Source organism: Pseudomonas sp. NPDC087612 (assembly GCF_044743505.1).
GTDB lineage: Bacteria > Pseudomonadota > Gammaproteobacteria > Pseudomonadales > Pseudomonadaceae > Aquipseudomonas.
On sequence record NZ_JBIUWO010000003.1, the window covers coordinates 129,183 to 145,661 of the forward strand.

General features: G+C 63.3%; 12 protein-coding genes. 3 read left to right on the forward strand and 9 right to left on the reverse strand.

Annotation, left to right across the window (positions count from 1 at the left end; translation table 11 throughout):
- Positions 1–570 precede the first annotated feature (570 nt).
- The 5 genes from ACIOVF_RS06900 to ACIOVF_RS06920 form a co-directional block, all read right to left on the reverse strand.
- Complete coding sequence (locus tag ACIOVF_RS06900) at positions 571–1,287, reverse strand: ABC transporter ATP-binding protein (protein WP_038997425.1); 717 nt, start codon at positions 1,285–1,287, stop codon at positions 571–573.
- Positions 1,284–2,159 carry an ABC transporter ATP-binding protein gene (locus tag ACIOVF_RS06905; RefSeq protein ID WP_038997426.1) on the reverse strand — a complete coding sequence of 292 codons (876 nt, stop codon included), beginning with the start codon at positions 2,157–2,159 and terminating at the stop codon, positions 1,284–1,286. The genes ACIOVF_RS06900 and ACIOVF_RS06905 overlap by 4 nt, the downstream gene beginning before the upstream one ends.
- Positions 2,156–3,439 (reverse strand): high-affinity branched-chain amino acid ABC transporter permease LivM, encoded by a 1,284-nt coding sequence (gene livM / locus ACIOVF_RS06910; RefSeq protein WP_045196897.1) that lies wholly within the window; start codon positions 3,437–3,439, stop codon positions 2,156–2,158. Before livM ends, ACIOVF_RS06905 begins: the two co-directional genes overlap by 4 nt.
- 2 nt (positions 3,440–3,441) lie before the next feature.
- The gene (locus ACIOVF_RS06915) at positions 3,442–4,356 is read right to left on the reverse strand and encodes an ABC transporter permease subunit (RefSeq protein WP_010221625.1); all 915 of its coding nucleotides are present in this window, start codon (positions 4,354–4,356) and stop codon (positions 3,442–3,444) included.
- 160 nt (positions 4,357–4,516) lie between these two features.
- On the reverse strand, positions 4,517–5,653 hold the full coding sequence (locus ACIOVF_RS06920) for a branched-chain amino acid ABC transporter substrate-binding protein (RefSeq protein ID WP_045196895.1): 1,137 nt from the start codon (positions 5,651–5,653) through the stop codon (positions 4,517–4,519).
- 470 nt (positions 5,654–6,123) lie between these two features.
- Between ACIOVF_RS06920 and pncB the strand changes: the two genes are divergently transcribed.
- Positions 6,124–7,326, forward strand: coding sequence for a nicotinate phosphoribosyltransferase (gene pncB / locus ACIOVF_RS06925; protein WP_045196893.1), 1,203 nt, complete (start codon positions 6,124–6,126; stop codon positions 7,324–7,326).
- Between the two features lie 3 nt (positions 7,327–7,329).
- Complete coding sequence (nadE, locus tag ACIOVF_RS06930; protein ID WP_045196892.1) at positions 7,330–8,157, forward strand: ammonia-dependent NAD(+) synthetase; 828 nt, start codon at positions 7,330–7,332, stop codon at positions 8,155–8,157.
- A 62-nt stretch (positions 8,158–8,219) separates the two neighbouring features.
- On the opposite strand, the gene azu is transcribed toward nadE, so the two are convergent.
- On the reverse strand, positions 8,220–8,666 hold the full coding sequence (gene azu / locus ACIOVF_RS06935) for an azurin (protein WP_045196890.1): 447 nt from the start codon (positions 8,664–8,666) through the stop codon (positions 8,220–8,222).
- A 355-nt stretch (positions 8,667–9,021) separates the two neighbouring features.
- On the opposite strand from azu, the gene ACIOVF_RS06940 reads away from it, so the two are divergent.
- Positions 9,022–9,609 carry a TIGR00730 family Rossman fold protein gene (locus ACIOVF_RS06940; RefSeq protein WP_045196888.1) on the forward strand — a complete coding sequence of 196 codons (588 nt, stop codon included), beginning with the start codon at positions 9,022–9,024 and terminating at the stop codon, positions 9,607–9,609.
- A gap of 28 nt (positions 9,610–9,637) precedes the next feature.
- Here ACIOVF_RS06940 and ACIOVF_RS06945 read toward each other — a convergent pair whose 3' ends face one another.
- From ACIOVF_RS06945 to ACIOVF_RS06955, 3 genes are read right to left on the reverse strand one after another with little or no spacing between them, the layout of a single operon-like run.
- Complete coding sequence (locus ACIOVF_RS06945) at positions 9,638–10,543, reverse strand: transglutaminase family protein (RefSeq protein WP_258596141.1); 906 nt, start codon at positions 10,541–10,543, stop codon at positions 9,638–9,640.
- Entirely contained in the window at positions 10,543–13,029 is a 2,487-nt protein-coding gene (locus ACIOVF_RS06950; protein WP_401288420.1) for a circularly permuted type 2 ATP-grasp protein, read from the reverse strand. Before ACIOVF_RS06950 ends, ACIOVF_RS06945 begins: the two co-directional genes overlap by 1 nt.
- A 39-nt stretch (positions 13,030–13,068) precedes the next feature.
- Positions 13,069–16,353: a DUF2126 domain-containing protein gene (locus ACIOVF_RS06955; protein WP_401288423.1), complete on the reverse strand. Its 3,285-nt coding sequence runs from the start codon at positions 16,351–16,353 to the stop codon at positions 13,069–13,071.
- Positions 16,354–16,479: the final 126 nt, after the last annotated feature.

Consider the following 16,479-nt stretch of genomic DNA (forward strand, 5'->3'; position numbering starts at 1 on the left):
AGCCCCGGTATAGAAGGCCTGCGACAAGCTTTACGCATGTTATCCACAAGCCCTTCCACAAAATCCGGGGGCAACTCGAAAACCCTGCAAGCCGCGTAATCCGGGGCTTGCGCAAGTATTTCCCTTGACCTCTGGCGCCGGCCTTGACCTAAGGCCGGCAACAGGCGCCGAAGGCGTGGATTTCCATGATGGCTCCAGGCCTGTAACGACGCTGTCTTCGCCGATCTTTCCAAGGCTTGCCCACAGAGTTATCCACAGCCCGCAAGCGCGCTTTAATCGCCATTTGCGCTAAGGACAAAACACTTGACAAACCCCGAAGCGAAAGCCGCGAAAAAACCTGATCAAAAAACAACCACACCTCTGGAAGCCTTGTAAACAAAGGGCTTCAGCAAGCTGCACCCAAGTTACCCACAGTCGGTTCCACACCAATGGTGGACAACTCAAACCCCCATGAAAACGCCCGCTGAAGCGACGTTCTGTCGCGCCCAAAAGAATGTCTGGACAATGTTTTCCACAAAACTGTGGACAAAAAAACGCCCCGTCAGGCGGGGCGCTTTTTGTCACCAACGATCAGTGCCCGCCCAAGTAAGCGTTGCGCACCTCCTCGTTGACCAACAGCTCCTGGCCAGTACCGGTCATGCGGATATGACCGTTGACCATTACATAGGCGCGGTCCGAGAGCTTCAGCGCATGGTTGGCGTTCTGCTCCACCAGGAAGATGGTCATGCCGGTCTGCGCCAGCTCGCGCAAGGTGGCGAAGATCTGCTTGACCACGATCGGCGCCAGGCCCAGCGACGGCTCATCGAGCAGCAGCAATTTGGGCCGGCTCATCAAAGCCCGGGCGATGGCGAGCATCTGCTGCTCGCCGCCGGACATGGTCATGGCGCGCTGGTTGCGCCGCTCCTTGAGCCGCGGGAACAGTTCGAACATGCGCTGCATGTCCTCGCTGGCGAACTTGTCGCCGATCGGGATGGTGCCCATCATCAGGTTCTCTTCCACCGACATGTCGGGGAACACCCGGCGGCCTTCCGGCGACTGGGCAATGCCGTTGGAAGCGATGTAGTGCGACGACTTGTGGGTAATGTCGGTGCCACGGTAGATGATCTGCCCGGCTGCCGCCCGCGGCTGGCCGAAGATCGACATCAGCAGGGTCGACTTGCCGGCACCGTTGGAGCCGATCAGGCTCACCGTTTCGCCTTCATCGATGTGCAGCGAGACTTTCTTCAGGGCCTGGATCGGCCCGTAGAACACGTCGATCTCTTTCAGTTCGAGGATCGGTGTACTCATACCAGTTCCTCTTCATCGGCGCCCAGGTAGGCAGCAATCACCGTCGGGTTGTGACGGATGTCCTGTGGCGCGCCTTCGGCGATCACGTTGCCGTGGTCAAGCACCACGATATGGTCGGAAATGCTCATGACCATGCCCATGTCGTGCTCGATCAGCACCACAGTCAGGTCATGTTCGTCGCGCAGCACGCGGATCATTTTGCTCAGCGCTTCGGTTTCCTGCGGGTTGAGGCCGGCAGCCGGTTCGTCGAGGCAGATGATCTGCGGCCGCGTACACATGGCCCGGGCAATCTCCAGGCGCCGTTGCTGGCCGTACGACAGCTCACCGGCCAGGCGGTTGGCGCAGTCGACCAGGTCGACCACTTCCAGCCAGTAGAAGGCATGGTCGAGGGCATCGCTTTCGGCCTTGCGGTAGCCCTTGGTGTTGAGCACGCCGGCCAGCAAGTTGCGGTTGACCCACATGTGCTGGGCCACCAGCAGGTTCTCGACCACCGACATTTCCCGGAACAGGCGAATGTTCTGGAAGGTCCGCGCCAGACCTGCGCGGTTGACCAGGTGAGTACCGCCAAACATCTTGTAGTGCAGGCGGTTGATGAAGCGCTTGGGCGAGACGAAATCGCCCAGCTGAAAGCGTTCGCCCAGCAGCTGGATGACATTGGTGCGGGTGCCGCGCAGGTTCAGTTCGATCTTGCCGCCACTGGCTTTGTAGAAGCCGGTCAGGCAGTTGAACACCGTGGTCTTGCCGGCACCGTTGGGGCCGATCAGGGCGAAGATCTGGTTGCGTCTGACCTTGAGGCTGACATCGCTGAGCGCCTTGATGCCGCCAAACTGCATCATCAGGTTTTCAACCGAGAGAATCACGTCATCGCTCATGGCGCCACTCCTTTACGCGGGACTACACCGGTACGGCTGATACGAATCAGGCCGCGCGGTCTCCAGATCATCATCAACACCATCAGCACGCCGAACAGCAGCACCCGGTACTCGGAGAAGCTGCGCAATAGCTCCGGCGCCACGGTCAGCACGAACGCAGCAATCACCACGCCGACGGTCGAGCCCATGCCGCCGAGCACGACGATGGCAAGGATCAGCGCCGACTCGAAGAAGGTGAACGACGACGGGTTGACGAAGCCCTGGTAGCTGGCAAAGAACACCCCGGCAAGGCCGGCGGTAGAGGCGCCGAGGGTGAAGGCCGAGAGTTTCACCAGCACATGGTTCAGGCCCATGGACCGGCAGGCGATCTCGTCTTCGCGCAGCGCTTCCCAGGCGCGGCCGACCGGCATGCGGGTCAACCGGTGCTTGATGTACAGCACCGCCAGCACCACCAGGAACAGCACGATGTAGATGAACAGGAATTTCACGTTGGGGTTGTAGGCGATGCCGAAGAACTCGTGGAACGGCACCCCGCCGTCCTTGGCCCGACGGCCGAACTCCAGGCCCATGAAGGTTGGCGACGGCACCGGCATGCCGTTGGGACCGCCGGTGAACGACAGCCAGTTGTTGAGCACCAGACGGATGATCTCACCAAAGCCGAGGGTAACGATGGCCAGGTAGTCGCCATGCATCCTCAGCACCGGAAAGCCCAATATGCACCCGGCCAGCGCCGCAGCGATTGCCGCCAGGGGCAACACGGTCCAGAAGCCCAGGCCCAGGTACTGGTAACCCAGGGCCAGGCCGTAGGCGCCGATGGCGTAGAAGGCCACGTAACCCAGGTCGAGCAGGCCGGCAAGACCTACCACGATGTTCAGGCCCAGGCCCAGCAGTACGTAGATCAGGCCGAGGATGACCACAGTCAGCAGGTACTTGTTGGCGAAGAACGGGAAGACGATGGCAATCACGATCAGTGCCGGAATGATCCAGCGCAGCCGCGACTTGTAGTCCGGCGCCAGCACGTGCACGCCGGAACCACTGCCCTCGAAGCCCTGGAGAATCGACTGGCCCTTGGGCGTCTGCAGGAACAGGCTGAGGAAAAACCGCCCGACCATCACCCCGGCCACCAGCCAGGCGACACGGGTCGGTTCAAGGTTGAAGCTGTAGCCGTCGAGCACCACGCCGACGATGGGCCCGAAAACGATCAGGGAAATCAGCCCGGCGAGGACCGTATCGATCAGGCTGCGCTTGATATCGAATGTAGTTGTTTTGGCAGCAGACATACTTACACCTTCGCCACGAGTGGGCGACCCAGCAGGCCTTGGGGACGGAAGATCAGGATCAGCACCAGTAGCGAGAAACTGAACACGTCTTTGTAGTCGGAGTTGATCAGCCCGGAGAACAGCGACTCGGAAATCCCGAGGATGATCCCGCCGAGCATGGCGCCCGGCAGCGAGCCTATGCCACCGAGCACCGCGGCGGTGAAGGCCTTGATGCCGATGATAAAGCCCGCATAGAAGTCGAAGGTGCCGTAGTTCATGGTGATCAGCACGCCGGCCAGGGCCGCCATGACAGCACCGATGACAAACACATAGGAGATCACCCGGTCGGTGTTGATACCGAGGATCGAAGCCATCTTGCGATCCTGCTGGGTGGCCCGGCACATGCGCCCGAGCTTGGTGAACTTGATGATGTAGGTAAGCGCCGCCATGCCGACGAAGGCCGCCACCAGGATGAAGATCTTGGTGTAGGTCAGTTGCACGAAACCGGTGCCCACTTCGACGCGCCAGGCGCCTTCAAGCAGGGTCGGTACGCCTTGCTGGCGTGCGCCCTGGCTGATCTGCGCGTAGTTCTGCAGGATCAGCGAGATGCCGATGGCACTGATCAGCGGCGCCAGGCGGGTGGAGTTGCGCAGGGGTTTGTAGGCGATGCGTTCGATGGTCCAGCCGTAGACTCCGGTGACCACCACCGTGAAGATCAGCGTCCCGAGCATCAGCAAGGGGAAGGATTCGATACCGAAATACGCCAGCAATGCCAGGCTGATTGCCGCCAGGTACGCGGAAATCATATACACCTCGCCGTGCGCGAAGTTGATCATGCCGATAATGCCATAGACCATTGTGTAGCCGATGGCGATCAGGCCATAGACGGACCCGAGGGTCAGCCCGTTGACCAGTTGCTGCAGGAAAATACCATCCATAACGCAATCTCACGTATTTGAGATTGCACAAGCGCCGACTACGGTGAGCCCCGGATGAAGCGGCCCTCGCAGCGCAGGGTTGTGCAGATCTACGAGAAAAGACAGGTACGGCGCAAAACCGGGTAGCGACCCGGGCTCAGGCCCGGGTCGCCTACCGTTGTTATTTTTGTTTTTCCAGTTGGTGGTACTTGCCGTCCTTGTCCCACTGGTAGACCACATAGTCAGAGACCGTCAGGTCGCCCTTGCTGTCCCACTTTTTCTCGCCCATCACGGTTTGCACCGGGTTGGCCTTGAGCCACTTGGCAGCGTCTTCGCCCTTGTTCGACTTGGCGCCGTTGAAGGCTGCAGCCAGGGCCTGGACCGAAGCGTAGGCATACAGGGTGTAGCCTTCTGGCTCGGTGCCGCCTTTGCGGAACTCCTCGACCACCGCCTTGCTGTCTGGCAGCAGGCGCGGGTCGGCGCCGAAGGTCATGTACACGCCATCGACGTATTGCGCGCCACCGGCAGTGGCCACCAGTTCGTCGGTTACGATGCCGTCGTCGGACATGAACTTGACGTCTTTCAGGCCCGCTTCACGCAGTTGTCGCACCAGTGGACCGGCTTCCGGGTGCAGGCCACCGAAGTAGACGACGTCGGCACCGGCACCACGAATCTTGGTGACCACGGCGCTGAAGTCTTTCTCGCCACGGGTCAGGCCTTCGTACAGCACCGGTGTCACGCCGCGTTTGACCAGTTGAGCCTTGGTCGCATCGGCCAGGCCCTGGCCGTAGGTGTCCTTGTCATGCAGGACGACAACCTTCTTGCCCTTGAGCACGTCGACGATGTAGTCGCCGGCGACGATGCCCTGCTGGTCGTCACGTCCGCACATGCGAAACATGCCAGTCAGACCGCGTTCGGTAACCGCCGGGTTGGTCGAGCCCGGGGTGATGGCGATGACACCGGCTTCGTCATACACCTCAGACGCCGGAATGGTGTTGGACGAGCAGAAGTGCCCGACCACACCGATCACCTTGTCCTGGTCGACCAGGCGGTTGGCCACGGCCACGGCCTGCTTCGGCTCGCAGGCATCGTCGCCCTTGACCAGCACGATCTTCTCGCCGTTGACGCCGCCCGCGGCATTGACCTTGTCAGCCGCTGCCTGTGCACCTTTCATGTACTGCTCGCCAAACGCTGCGTTGGCACCGGTCATCGGGCCTGCTACGCCGATCTTGATGTCGGCCTGAACATACGAAGAAACGCCCAGCGCCGTAGCTACGGCGAGGGCCAGAAAGCCTTTCTTGTAAAACGTCTGCGACATGAGGTGGTGCTCCTGGAGTTTTTTTTGGTTGGCACTACAACTTTCAGCAATTGCTCTGAGCAAGGGCCGTGCCATTGGTTTTTTATTCTGGAAAAACTCGTGAACAAGTTGCGCAGCCAGGATTCACGGCCTTTTTTTACTGGTCGTGCAACCGTCTGCCTCACGACAAGCGCCACCGGACACGAGAAAAAAGAGCATCCGCGAAGTGCCATCATTGCAACCCTGGGTTGTGGTTACGTGCAACCAGCCTGTAACAGGATGCGTAACCGAACTGCACATCCTTGGTGCGCGACTGCTACAGCGGGCACCATTACAGGCTAGCCGCTGCCCGACAAAAGCGCCGCTACCTGTAGCCTGCTACCGAATTACCCCGGCCTCGGCCTGCCCGCGTGGCGGCAAAGGCTGGCACAATGCGCAGGTCTGTGCGCCGTCGCTGGCGGTGATGGCGCGCGCCCCCTTTGGAGCCCCCTATGAGCGAGAGTGCATTTGCCGATCGCATCGTGCAGAACCTGCTCGACACCGATTTCTACAAGCTGACCATGATGCAGGCCGTGCTGCACAACTACCCCAACGTCGACGTGGAATGGGAGTTCCGCTGCCGCAATGGTGAAGACCTGCGCCCTTATCTGGCGCAGATCCGCGAGCAGATCGAGCAGTTGTGCGAACTGAGCCTGGGTAATGGCCAGCTGGGCTTCCTCGAGCAGATCAGCTTCATGAAGCCGGACTTCCTGCGCTTTCTCGGCCTGTTCCGCTTCAACCTGCGCTACCTGCAACTGGGGGTCGAGAACGACCAGCTGTACTTGCGCCTGCGCGGCCCGTGGCTGCACGTGATCCTGTTTGAAGTACCTTTGCTTGCGATCATCAGTGAGGTGCGCAACCGCCATCGCCATCCCCAGGCCAAACTCAGCGACGCCCGCGACCAGCTGTACCGTAAGTTCGACTGGCTCAAAGCCAATGCCAGCAGTGAGGAGCTGGCCGAATTGCAGGTCGCCGACTTCGGCACCCGCCGACGCTTCTCCTACAAGGTTCAGGAAGAAGTGGTACGGGTGCTCAAGGAAGATTTCCCCGCGCGTTTCGTCGGCACCAGCAACGTGCACCTGGCACGGAAACTGGATATCAAGCCACTGGGGACCATGGCCCACGAGTGGATCATGGCCCACCAGCAACTGGGGCCGCGGCTGATCGACAGCCAGATCGCCGCGCTCGATTGCTGGGTGCGCGAGTACCGCGGGCTGCTGGGCATCGCCCTGACCGATTGCATCACCATGGATGCTTTCCTGACCGATTTCGACCTGTACTTCGCCAAGCTGTTCGACGGCCTGCGCCATGACTCGGGCGATCCGGTGCAGTGGGCGGAAAAGGCCATCAGCCACTATCGCAAGCTGGGGATCGACCCGATGACCAAGACCCTGGTGTTCTCCGACGGCCTGAACCTGACCAAGTCGCTGGAGATCTTCCGGGCCCTGCGCGGGCGCATCAATGTCAGCTTCGGCATCGGCACCAACCTCACCTGCGATCTGCCCGGGGTGGCGCCGATGAGCATCGTGCTTAAAATGACCGACTGTAACGGCCAGCCCGTCGCCAAGATTTCCGATGAGGCGGCCAAGACCCAATGCCGCGACGAAAACTTCGTCGCCTACCTGCGCCACGTCTTCAAAGTGTCCAAGGAGTAATTCATGCAAGCCGTCCAGCGAGAGATTGCGCAAGCGCTCAAGGTCCAGCCGCCGTTCGCCGACAGCGCCGCGCTCGAAGCCGAAGTGGCCCGGCGCGTGGCCTTCATCAAGACCTGCCTGCACAACGCACGGCTCAAGACCCTGGTGCTGGGTATCAGTGGTGGTGTTGACTCGCTGACCGCCGCGCTGATGGCGCAACGGGCGATCAATGAACTGCGCAGCGAGACGGCTGATGAGCAGTACCGCTTCATTGCCGTGCGCCTGCCGTACCAGGTGCAGCACGACGAACACGACGCCCAGGCCTGCCTGGAGGTGATCAAGGCCGACGAGGTGCACACTGTCGACATCGCCCCGGCCGTGCGTGCCCTGGCGACCGAGGTCAAGGCCCTGGAAAACGGCGCGCCGGCGATGGTCGATTTCGTCGTCGGCAACACCAAGGCGCGCATGCGCATGGTTGCCCAGTACACCATCGCCGGCGCCCGCCAGGGCCTGGTGATCGGCACCGACCATGCCGCCGAAGCGGTGATGGGCTTCTTTACCAAGTTTGGTGATGGTTCCTGCGACCTGGCACCGCTCAGTGGCCTGGTGAAAAACCAGGTGCGGGCCATCGCGCGCAGCTTTGGCGCGCCGGAGTCACTGGTGGAGAAGGTGCCGACTGCAGACCTTGAGGACCTGGCGCCAGGCAAGCCGGACGAAGCGTCCCACGGCGTCACCTATGCGCAGATCGATGCGTTCCTGCATGGCGAGGCGGTGAGCCAGGAAGCGTTCGACATCATCAGCGCCACCTACCGCAAGACCCAGCACAAACGCGAGATGCCGTTCGCGCCTTGAACGCATCGCGGGGCAAGCCCGCTCCTGTGGGAGCGGGCTTGCCCCGCGATCAGGTACCCGAATTACTTCAGGGTAACAGTGCCTTTCATCATCGAGATGTGGCCAGGGAACGAGCAGAAGAAGCCGTACTTCTCGTCAGCTTTCAGCTTGGACACGTCGATAGTCAGCGAATCCTTCTCGCCAGCGCCGATGATCTTGGTGTGGGCGATCACGCGCTCGTCGCCTTCTTTCAGGTAGCTCTTGTCGATGCCGGCAGCCAGGCCGTCGGTGGCGATCGGCTGCATGTCAGCTTCTTTGCTGATGACCAGGTTGTGGCCCATGACGTTCTTCGGCAACGAACCGGAGTGGGTCAGTTCGACAGTGAAGGTCTTGCAGCTCTTGTCGATTTCGATGGCCTTGGTGTTGAAGGACATCTGGTCGGTGGAGTCGATCGTCGCCTTGCACTCAGCGGCAAATACCTGAGTGCTGGCGAGGGTCAGCAAGGATACTGCGACAACTTTGGCAAACATCGTGAATCTCCATGGCAGGGGTTTTTTATCAGTTTGCAGACTGCCTGAAACCGCAAGGCCGGCCCATGATGTGGGTCAAGCACTGGCCGAAGAGCCAGGCAGTGAATTTGTTCTATGGATTGTATACAGGAAATCTAAGTGCCCATCATGCACCTTTGAGGGAGGATGAGACAACCTCTCATTTAGGAGTAAACGATCATGTCCTTTGGTACTTTCTTCAATGGCCTGCTGGCCGCCTACGCCTGCGGCGCTGCGGGCGCCTCATGCGAATTCGCCCGGCCGGAGTAACGACTGCGGGCTTGGAAGCGAGCGGCCAGCGCCTTACTCTGTGTGCGCTTGTAACCGGAGAGAAGCAATGCCCGTACGTTCCGTTTGTGTGTTCTGTGGCGCCAGCACCGGCGTCAACCCGGCCTACCGCGAGGCGGCCATCGCCCTCGGCCAGGCCATCGCCGCGCGCGGCCTGACCCTGGTGTACGGCGGTGGCGCCGTGGGCCTGATGGGTATCGTTGCCGATGCGGCCATGGCCGCCGGTGGCGAAGTCATCGGCATCATCCCTGAAGCGCTGAAAAACGCCGAGATCGGCCACACCGGCCTGACCCGCCTGGAAGTAGTCGACGGCATGCACGCGCGCAAGGCACGCATGGCCGAACTGAGCGACGCATTCGTGGCCCTGCCCGGTGGCCTGGGCACCCTGGAAGAGCTGTTCGAAGTCTGGACCTGGGGCCAGTTGGGTTACCACGCCAAGCCCCTGGGCCTGCTCGACGTCAACGGCTTCTACAGCAAGCTGGGCAGCTTCCTTGACCATGTGGTGGAAGAAGGCTTCGTGCGCCCGCAACACCGCGCCATGCTGCAACTGGCCGACTCGCCAGCCGAGCTGCTCGAGGCCATGGACAACTTTGAAGCCCCGGTGCTGCCCAAGTGGGTCGACAAGAAGCCTGATTGACCCGCCTCATCGCGGGGCAAGCCCGCTCCTACAAGGCTGTGGCCTCATCCAGCGGCATCACCGTGACCTGCACCTGCGGGTCATGGCTGCCGCCACCGAGGATCACCCCACGCAGCGGCGAGACATCGGAAAAATCCCGGCCCCAGGCCAGGGTGATGTGTTCCAGCGCCGGGCGCAGGTTGTTGGTGGGATCGAAATCGATCCAGCCCTGCCCCGGGCAAAACACTGAAATCCACGCATGCGAGGCATCGGCGCCGATCAGCCGTGGCTGGCCGGGTGGCGGCCGGGTCAGCAGGTAGCCGCTGACATAACGCGCCGCCAGGCCGCGCGAGCGCAGGCAGGCGAGCATCAGGTGGGCAAAGTCCTGGCACACGCCGCGGCGGCGCTCCAGCACCTCCACCAGCGGCGTGGCGACCTGGGTCGCCTCGGCATCGAAGGTGAACTCGCTGAAGATCTTCTCCATCAACGCCTGCACGCCTTCCAGCAATGCCCGGCCAGGCTCGAAAGAGGATTCGCTGAAGGCCACGAAGCGCTGCTTGAGGCGTACATAAGGCGACTCGAATCGATAACGGCAGGCTTCCAGAAGCGCCGCTGCCATCGGCTGACTGGCATAGGTCAGGGCCTCGCGCACCTGCTCCCAGGCCGGCGAGGCGGCAAAGTCCGGCGCCGTCCGCTCGAGCACTTCAACCTGCAAGCGCGCCACCACCCGCAACTGCTCATGCTGGCGCTCGAACGCCAGGCGCGTCAGCGGGTTGCCGAACACGTCCCACTCATCGCGCCGCTGGGTCGGCTGCGGGCTGACCTGCAGGGCCTGGGCCGTGCAGCGTTGCCAGGCGCAAGGCCGTGGCCACAGGTGCGCCAGCTGCTGGGCCAGGGACACCGGGCTGTCGTAGCGGTAATGGGTGTCGTGGATAATCTGGTAGCGCGCACTCATCACAGCGACACCGTCTGCTGGCTGACATCGTCGACGTGAGCGAAATGGCGCAGGGCCAGGCGCTCGGAAATCTCGCCACTGGCCAGGGCCACCCCTTGCAGCAGGTCAGCAAGCCCCGACAGCACCGCTTGTACACTGGCGCTGCCGAACAACGGGTCTTCCAGGCTGCGCAGGTCGAAGTGACGCAATTGCTCGGCCAGTAGCGCCAGAGCCGGGTCGCGCGGGCTGTCGAATTCCTCGCTCAAGCGTTGGTTGGCACGCACCAGCAGTTTGAGCTGGAACAGCACGGCGTGGGGGTTCTGTTCATCGAGCAGGAGCAGATCGAGCACCGGGATCAACTGCGCCACCGCCAGGTAGCGCGAGCGGTAGGTGATGCTGCTATTGCCCAGCTCCAGCAACCATTCAAGCCCGGCCTGGTCGTACACCGCCGGCCCGCGCAGAAACGCCGCCAGGCTGCTGCACAGTGACTGCAATCGCTCGATACGCCGGCCAATCATCAGGAAGCGCCAGCCTTCGTCGCGGGTCATGTCGTCGAGGGCAAAACCCGACAGCGCCGCCAGCGACATCACCAGGCGGTTGAGAAAATCCACCCGCTCGCCAAAGTCCGCCTCGGCATCTTCCAGGCATTGCGCCTCCCGCTGCAGCTCGACCAGCGCCTGCCAGTTCTCCCGCGAGAGCTTGCCGCGCACCTGCGACGCCGCCCAGTGCAGACGCTGCAAATTGGCCCGCAGGCTGAAGGCCCAGTCGCCATCGTCCAGCGCCGCGCGCAGGCGCTCGGGCAACTCGCCCTCCTCCGGCAGCAGCGCCAATTCATCGGCCAGTTCCACCGCCGCCTGCAGGGCCAGCGGATCGTCGCCGTCCAGGTAGCGGGTGAGGATGATCCGCAGCAGGCGCGCACTGGCATCGCAGCGCTCGCAGTAGCGCCCGAACCAGAACAGGTTCTCCACCACCCGCGACGGCAGGTAAGGGTCCTGGCGGATCAGTTCGGCCACGCCGATGGTGCGCTGGGCCCGCCATTGCTCGCCCGCTGGCGCCGCTTCGCCGAGCACCCAGGTGTCCTTGCTGGCGCCACCGCGCTGCATCGACACCACCTCGGCGTCAGCTTGCGCAGCAACCCGGGTCAGGCCACCGGGCAGCACCCGATAACCGTCCGCCGAGGCCACCGCGTACACACGCATGCCAATGGCCCGCGGCTGCACCTGGCCCTTGTCGGCCTGCCACACCGGCGCCTGGGACAACTGCGCCAACTCCTGGGCGACATAGGCGTAGGGCCGTGCCTGGATGCGTTCGGCCAGGGCCTGGCGCTGGGCCGGGTCGAGGTCACGGCCGAACACCGGGCTGAAACTCTGTGACGGGAACGCCGGCTTGACCAATAGCTTCGGCAACTGCTCCAGTGCCCGCGCCATCACCGGTGGCTCACCGCACCACCAGGTGGCGATCGACGGCAGGCTCAGTTCTTCAGCAAACAAGCGCTGGTTGATCGCCGGCAAGAAACCGAGCAGGCCCGGCGACTCAAGCACGCCGCTGCCCAGCGCATTGGCCACCAGCACCCGGCCCTGGCGCACGGCATCGAGCAAGCCGGGCACGCCCAGCGCCGAGTCGGTGCGCAGCTCCAGCGGGTCGCAGAAATCATCGTCCAGGCGCCGCATGATTGCGTGCACCCGGCGCAGGCCGCTCAGGGTCTTGACGTATACGGTGGCATCGCGCACGGTCAGGTCGCTGCCCTCGACCAGTGGATAACCCAGCTGCCGCGCCAGGTACAGGTGCTCGAAATAGCTCTCGTTGAAGCGCCCTGGGGTCAGCAGCACCACCAGTGGCGCCTCCTGGTCACTGGGTGCCAGGCGCGCCAGGGTCTGTTGCAGGGTGCGGAAGAAACCGGCCAGGTGTTGCACCTGCAAGTCGCGGTATAGCTCGGGCAACGCCCGCGAAACGATGGTGCGATTCTCCAGCGCGAAGCCTGCGCCCGACGGCGCCTGGGTGCGGTCTGCCGTCACCCACCAGCGCCCGTCCGGGGCACGGGCTAGGTCCACCGCGTAGACATGCAGGTAGGTGCCTTCAGGTGGCGCTATACCCTGGCAGGGCCAGAGGAAATTGTTATGGCCATAGACCAGCTCGGCGGGCAGCAGGCCTTCGCTGATCAACTGCTGCGGCCCGTAGATATCGGCCAGTACCGCATTGAGCAAGCGCGCGCGCTGTTCGACACCGGCGGCCAGTTGCTGCCATTCGGCGGCGGGCAGCAGGTGCGGCAACAGGTCCAGCTCCCAGGGCCGGTCGGCGCCCTTGGGGTCGGCGTAAACGTTGTAGGTGACGCCGTTCTCGCGCAACTGGCGGGTCAGCGAGGCCTGGCGCTGGGCCAGTTGCGCCGGCCCGCTGCGCTGCAGGTAGGCGCACAACGGCTGCCAGTGCGCACGCACCGCACCCTGGCTTTCGAGCATCTCGTGATAAGTCCCCGCACTCAGCGGGTAAGCATCCAACAGGTCAGGCATGGCAATGCTCGAAGGCCACAGGTCAGTTCAGAGTAGCGCTCAGCCGCGGCGCAAATCCAGGGTAAAGGGTAGTTCCGGGTTCACCTGCGCCGAGGGTATGTCCACTACACCCGGGCTGTGTCCGAGGCGGAAGAAGCGCGCCTGACGCCGGCTCTGGGCTTCGTTGGCATTGACCGGCAGGGTCTGGTAGTTGCGACCGCCCGGATGCGCGACGTGGTACTGGCAACCGCCCAGTGAGCGGCCCATCCAGGTATCGAGCAAGTCGAACACCAGCGGCGCCTGCACCGCAATGGTTGGCTGCAGGCAATTGGCCGGCTGCCAGGCGCGATAGCGCACCGCCGCGACGAACTCACCGACGCGCCCGGTGGCTTGCAAGGGTAGCGCCCGACCGTTACAGGTCAGTTGATAACGCTCCGGCGGCAGGCCGCTGACCTTGACCTGCAGGCGCTCCAGCGACGAGTCGACATAACGCACCGTGGCACCGCCCGCGCCCTCCTCGCCCAGTACATGCCAGGGTTCCAGGGCCTGGCGCAGTTCCAGCTCGATGCCGTTGACGGCATAGTCGCCGACCTTGGGGAAGCGAAACTCCAGGTGTGCGGCAAACCACTCGGCACGCAGCGGGTAGCCTGCGGCGTTGAGCTCGACCAGCACATCGGCAAAGTCCTGTTCGATAAAGTGCCCCAGCATGAACCGGTCATGCAGCTCGGTGCCCCAGCGGGCCAGGCGCTTGGGCGCATAGGGCTCACGCCAGAAACGCGCGACCAGGGCGCGCAGCAGCAGTTGCTGGACCAGGCTCATGCGCGCATGCGGCGGCATCTCGAAGGCGCGCAGTTCCAACAACCCCAAACGCCCGGCCGGGCCGTCCGGGGAGTACAGCTTGTCGATGCAGAACTCGGCGCGGTGGGTATTGCCGGTGACATCGATCAGCAAGTTGCGCAGCAGCCGGTCGACCAGCCACGGCGGGCATTCCTCGCCCGCTGCCGGCATTTGCGCGAAGGCGATCTCCAGCTCATACAGCGCATCGTTACGCGCTTCATCCACCCGTGGCGCCTGGGAAGTCGGACCAATGAACAGGCCGGAAAACAGGTAGGAAAGCGACGGGTGATTGTGCCAGTAGCTGATCAGGCTACGTAGCAAGTCAGGGCGGCGCAGGAACGGCGAGTCGGCCGGGGTGGCGCCACCGAGGACGAAATGGTTACCGCCACCGGTGCCGGTGTGTCGGCCGTCGATCATGAATTTTTCGCTGCTCAAGCGCGTCAGGCGCGCCTGCTCGTATAGGAACTCGGTGCGCTCCACCAGTTCGTCCCAACTGGCCGAAGGCTGCACGTTGACCTCGATGACGCCGGGGTCGGGAGTCACCTTGAAGTTGGCCAGGCGCGGATCGGCCGGAGGCTCGTAGCCTTCGAGGATGACCGGGCAATGCAGCTCGGCCGCGGTGGCTTCGATCACCGCAACCAGTTCGAGGTAATCCTCCAAGCGAGACAGCGGTGGCATGAACAGGTACAGGCGCCCTTCTCGCGGCTCTGCACACAGCGCGGTACGGGTCAGCCAGTCGGCCGAGGCATCGACCTCGGGGGCTGCGTGCTCCTGCTCATCGACCGCCTGCCCGGCGCTGGCCTTGAGCAGTTGGTCACGATCAGGCAGATCGCCGAGCACCTGGTTGGGATCGGTCGGATGCACGTAGGGATATTCCGCGGCCTTGACCCAGGGCTGCGCCGCCAGCGGCAAGCGGTAACCCAGCGGCGAGTCGCCCGGCACCAGGCGGCAATGCTCATCGCGCAAGTACCAGCGTCCGCTCTGCCAGCGTTGCTCGTCGGCGCTGCGGGCCAGCGGCAGCACCTGGCCGATGACCTTGTCCAGGCCCTGGCTGAACACCTTGCGCAGCCTTGCACGCTCCATCTCGTCGTCCAGGCGCGCAGCGTCGGGGCGCACGTTGGACGGCAGGCCGCCCTCGCGCCACAGGTAATAGAGTGAGTCTTCGTAGGCGCCGAAGACATAACGCGCAGGCAGCCTCAGCCGTTCGGCAACGCTGGCCAGGAAGCGCGCGGCCAGCGCGCTGTCGGCGCCGAGGTCCTGGTGTTGGTCGGCGATCAACGCCGGATTGTTCCACAGCGGCACACCATCACGCCGCCAAAAGCAGTTGAGCGACCAACGCGGCAGTTGCTCGCCCGGGTACCATTTGCCCTGGCCGAAGTGCACCAGGCCATGGGGCGCGTAATGCTTGTACAGGCGCTGGAACAGCTCACCGGCCAGGCGCCGTTTGTTCGCGCCCAGCGCTGCGGTGTTCCACTCGGCGCCGTCAGGGTCGTCAATGGCCACGAAGGTTGGTTCACCGCCCATGGTCAGGCGCACGTCCGCTGCTTTCAGGTCGCTGTCCACCTGGCGCCCGAGGGCGACGATGGCCTGCCATTGTTCGTCGCTGTAGGGCAGCGTCACCCGCGGCGATTCCCACAGGCGCTCGACACTCATTTCATGCTCGAAAGTGCATTCGCAGGGCTCGACCAGGCCGCTGATAGGTGCCGCTGAAGTCGGATCGGGGCTACAAGCCAATGGGATATGCCCTTCCCCGGCAAACAGCCCGGAGGTGGCGTCCAGGCCGATCCAGCCGGCGCCGGGCAGGTACACCTCGCACCAGGCGTGCAGGTCGGTGAAGTCCTCTTCGGTGCCCGACGGGCCGTCCAGTGCCTTGATGTCGGCTGTCAGCTGAATCAGATAACCGGAGACGAACCGCGCCGCCAGGCCCAGGTGGCGCGACAACTGCACCAGTAGCCAGGCCGAGTCGCGGCAGGAGCCGGAACCCAGTTCCAGGGTCTGCTCCGGGGTTTGCACACCGGGCTCGAGGCGGATGAGGTAGCTGATGTCCTCGCTCAGGCGCTGATTGAGCGCCACCAGGAAATCGACACTGGCCTGGGGCGTGCGCTCGATGCTGTCCAGGTAGGTGGCGAACTTCGGCGTCAGCGGCAGTTGCTCCAGGTAGGGCAGCAGTTCGTGGCGTTCATCTCGGCCATAACTGAAGGGAATCTGCTCGGCGTAGGGTTCGAGAAAGAAGTCGAACGGATTGAACACCGCCATCTCGGCGACCAGGTCGACTTCCACGCGCAGGCTGTCAGTCTTTTCCGGGAATACCAGGCGCGCCAGGTAGTTGCCCTGTGGGTCCTGCTGCCAATTGATGAAATGTCCGTCCGGCTGCACCTTCAGCCCGTAGGAGAGGATCCTCGTGCGGCTGTGAGCAGCCGGGCGCAGGCGAACAATTTGCGGGCCCAGTTCAACTGCACGGTCGTAGCGGTACTCGGTGACATGGTGCAAGGCGACATGAATCGACACGGCGGGCCTCCTGCGAGCCTGGGCGGTAGTGGAACCGCGCAAGACTTGTGCCATGGGCCCAGGCCTGCGATTCCCTGCATGCAGCCGGTACAGTCGCACCAAAAGCGCACCGTAGCGAGGCCGCCG

Excerpts from the sequence above, each read along its gene's own strand:
- ACIOVF_RS06920 (WP_045196895.1), bottom strand. The coding sequence starts at position 5,653 with ATGTCGCAGACGTTTTACAAGAAAGGCTTTCTGGCCCTCGCCGTAGCT.
- ACIOVF_RS06940 (WP_045196888.1), top strand. The coding sequence starts at position 9,022 with ATGCCCGTACGTTCCGTTTGTGTGTTCTGTGGCGCCAGCACCGGCGTC.
- ACIOVF_RS06950 (WP_401288420.1), bottom strand. The coding sequence starts at position 13,029 with ATGCCTGACCTGTTGGATGCTTACCCGCTGAGTGCGGGGACTTATCAC.
- ACIOVF_RS06905 (WP_038997426.1), bottom strand. The coding sequence starts at position 2,159 with ATGAGCGATGACGTGATTCTCTCGGTTGAAAACCTGATGATGCAGTTT.
- ACIOVF_RS06915 (WP_010221625.1), bottom strand. The coding sequence starts at position 4,356 with ATGGATGGTATTTTCCTGCAGCAACTGGTCAACGGGCTGACCCTCGGG.
- nadE (WP_045196892.1), top strand. The coding sequence starts at position 7,330 with ATGCAAGCCGTCCAGCGAGAGATTGCGCAAGCGCTCAAGGTCCAGCCG.
- ACIOVF_RS06945 (WP_258596141.1), bottom strand. The coding sequence starts at position 10,543 with ATGAGTGCGCGCTACCAGATTATCCACGACACCCATTACCGCTACGAC.
- pncB (WP_045196893.1), top strand. The coding sequence starts at position 6,124 with ATGAGCGAGAGTGCATTTGCCGATCGCATCGTGCAGAACCTGCTCGAC.
- ACIOVF_RS06900 (WP_038997425.1), bottom strand. The coding sequence starts at position 1,287 with ATGAGTACACCGATCCTCGAACTGAAAGAGATCGACGTGTTCTACGGG.
- azu (WP_045196890.1), bottom strand. The coding sequence starts at position 8,666 with ATGTTTGCCAAAGTTGTCGCAGTATCCTTGCTGACCCTCGCCAGCACT.
- livM (WP_045196897.1), bottom strand. The coding sequence starts at position 3,439 with ATGTCTGCTGCCAAAACAACTACATTCGATATCAAGCGCAGCCTGATC.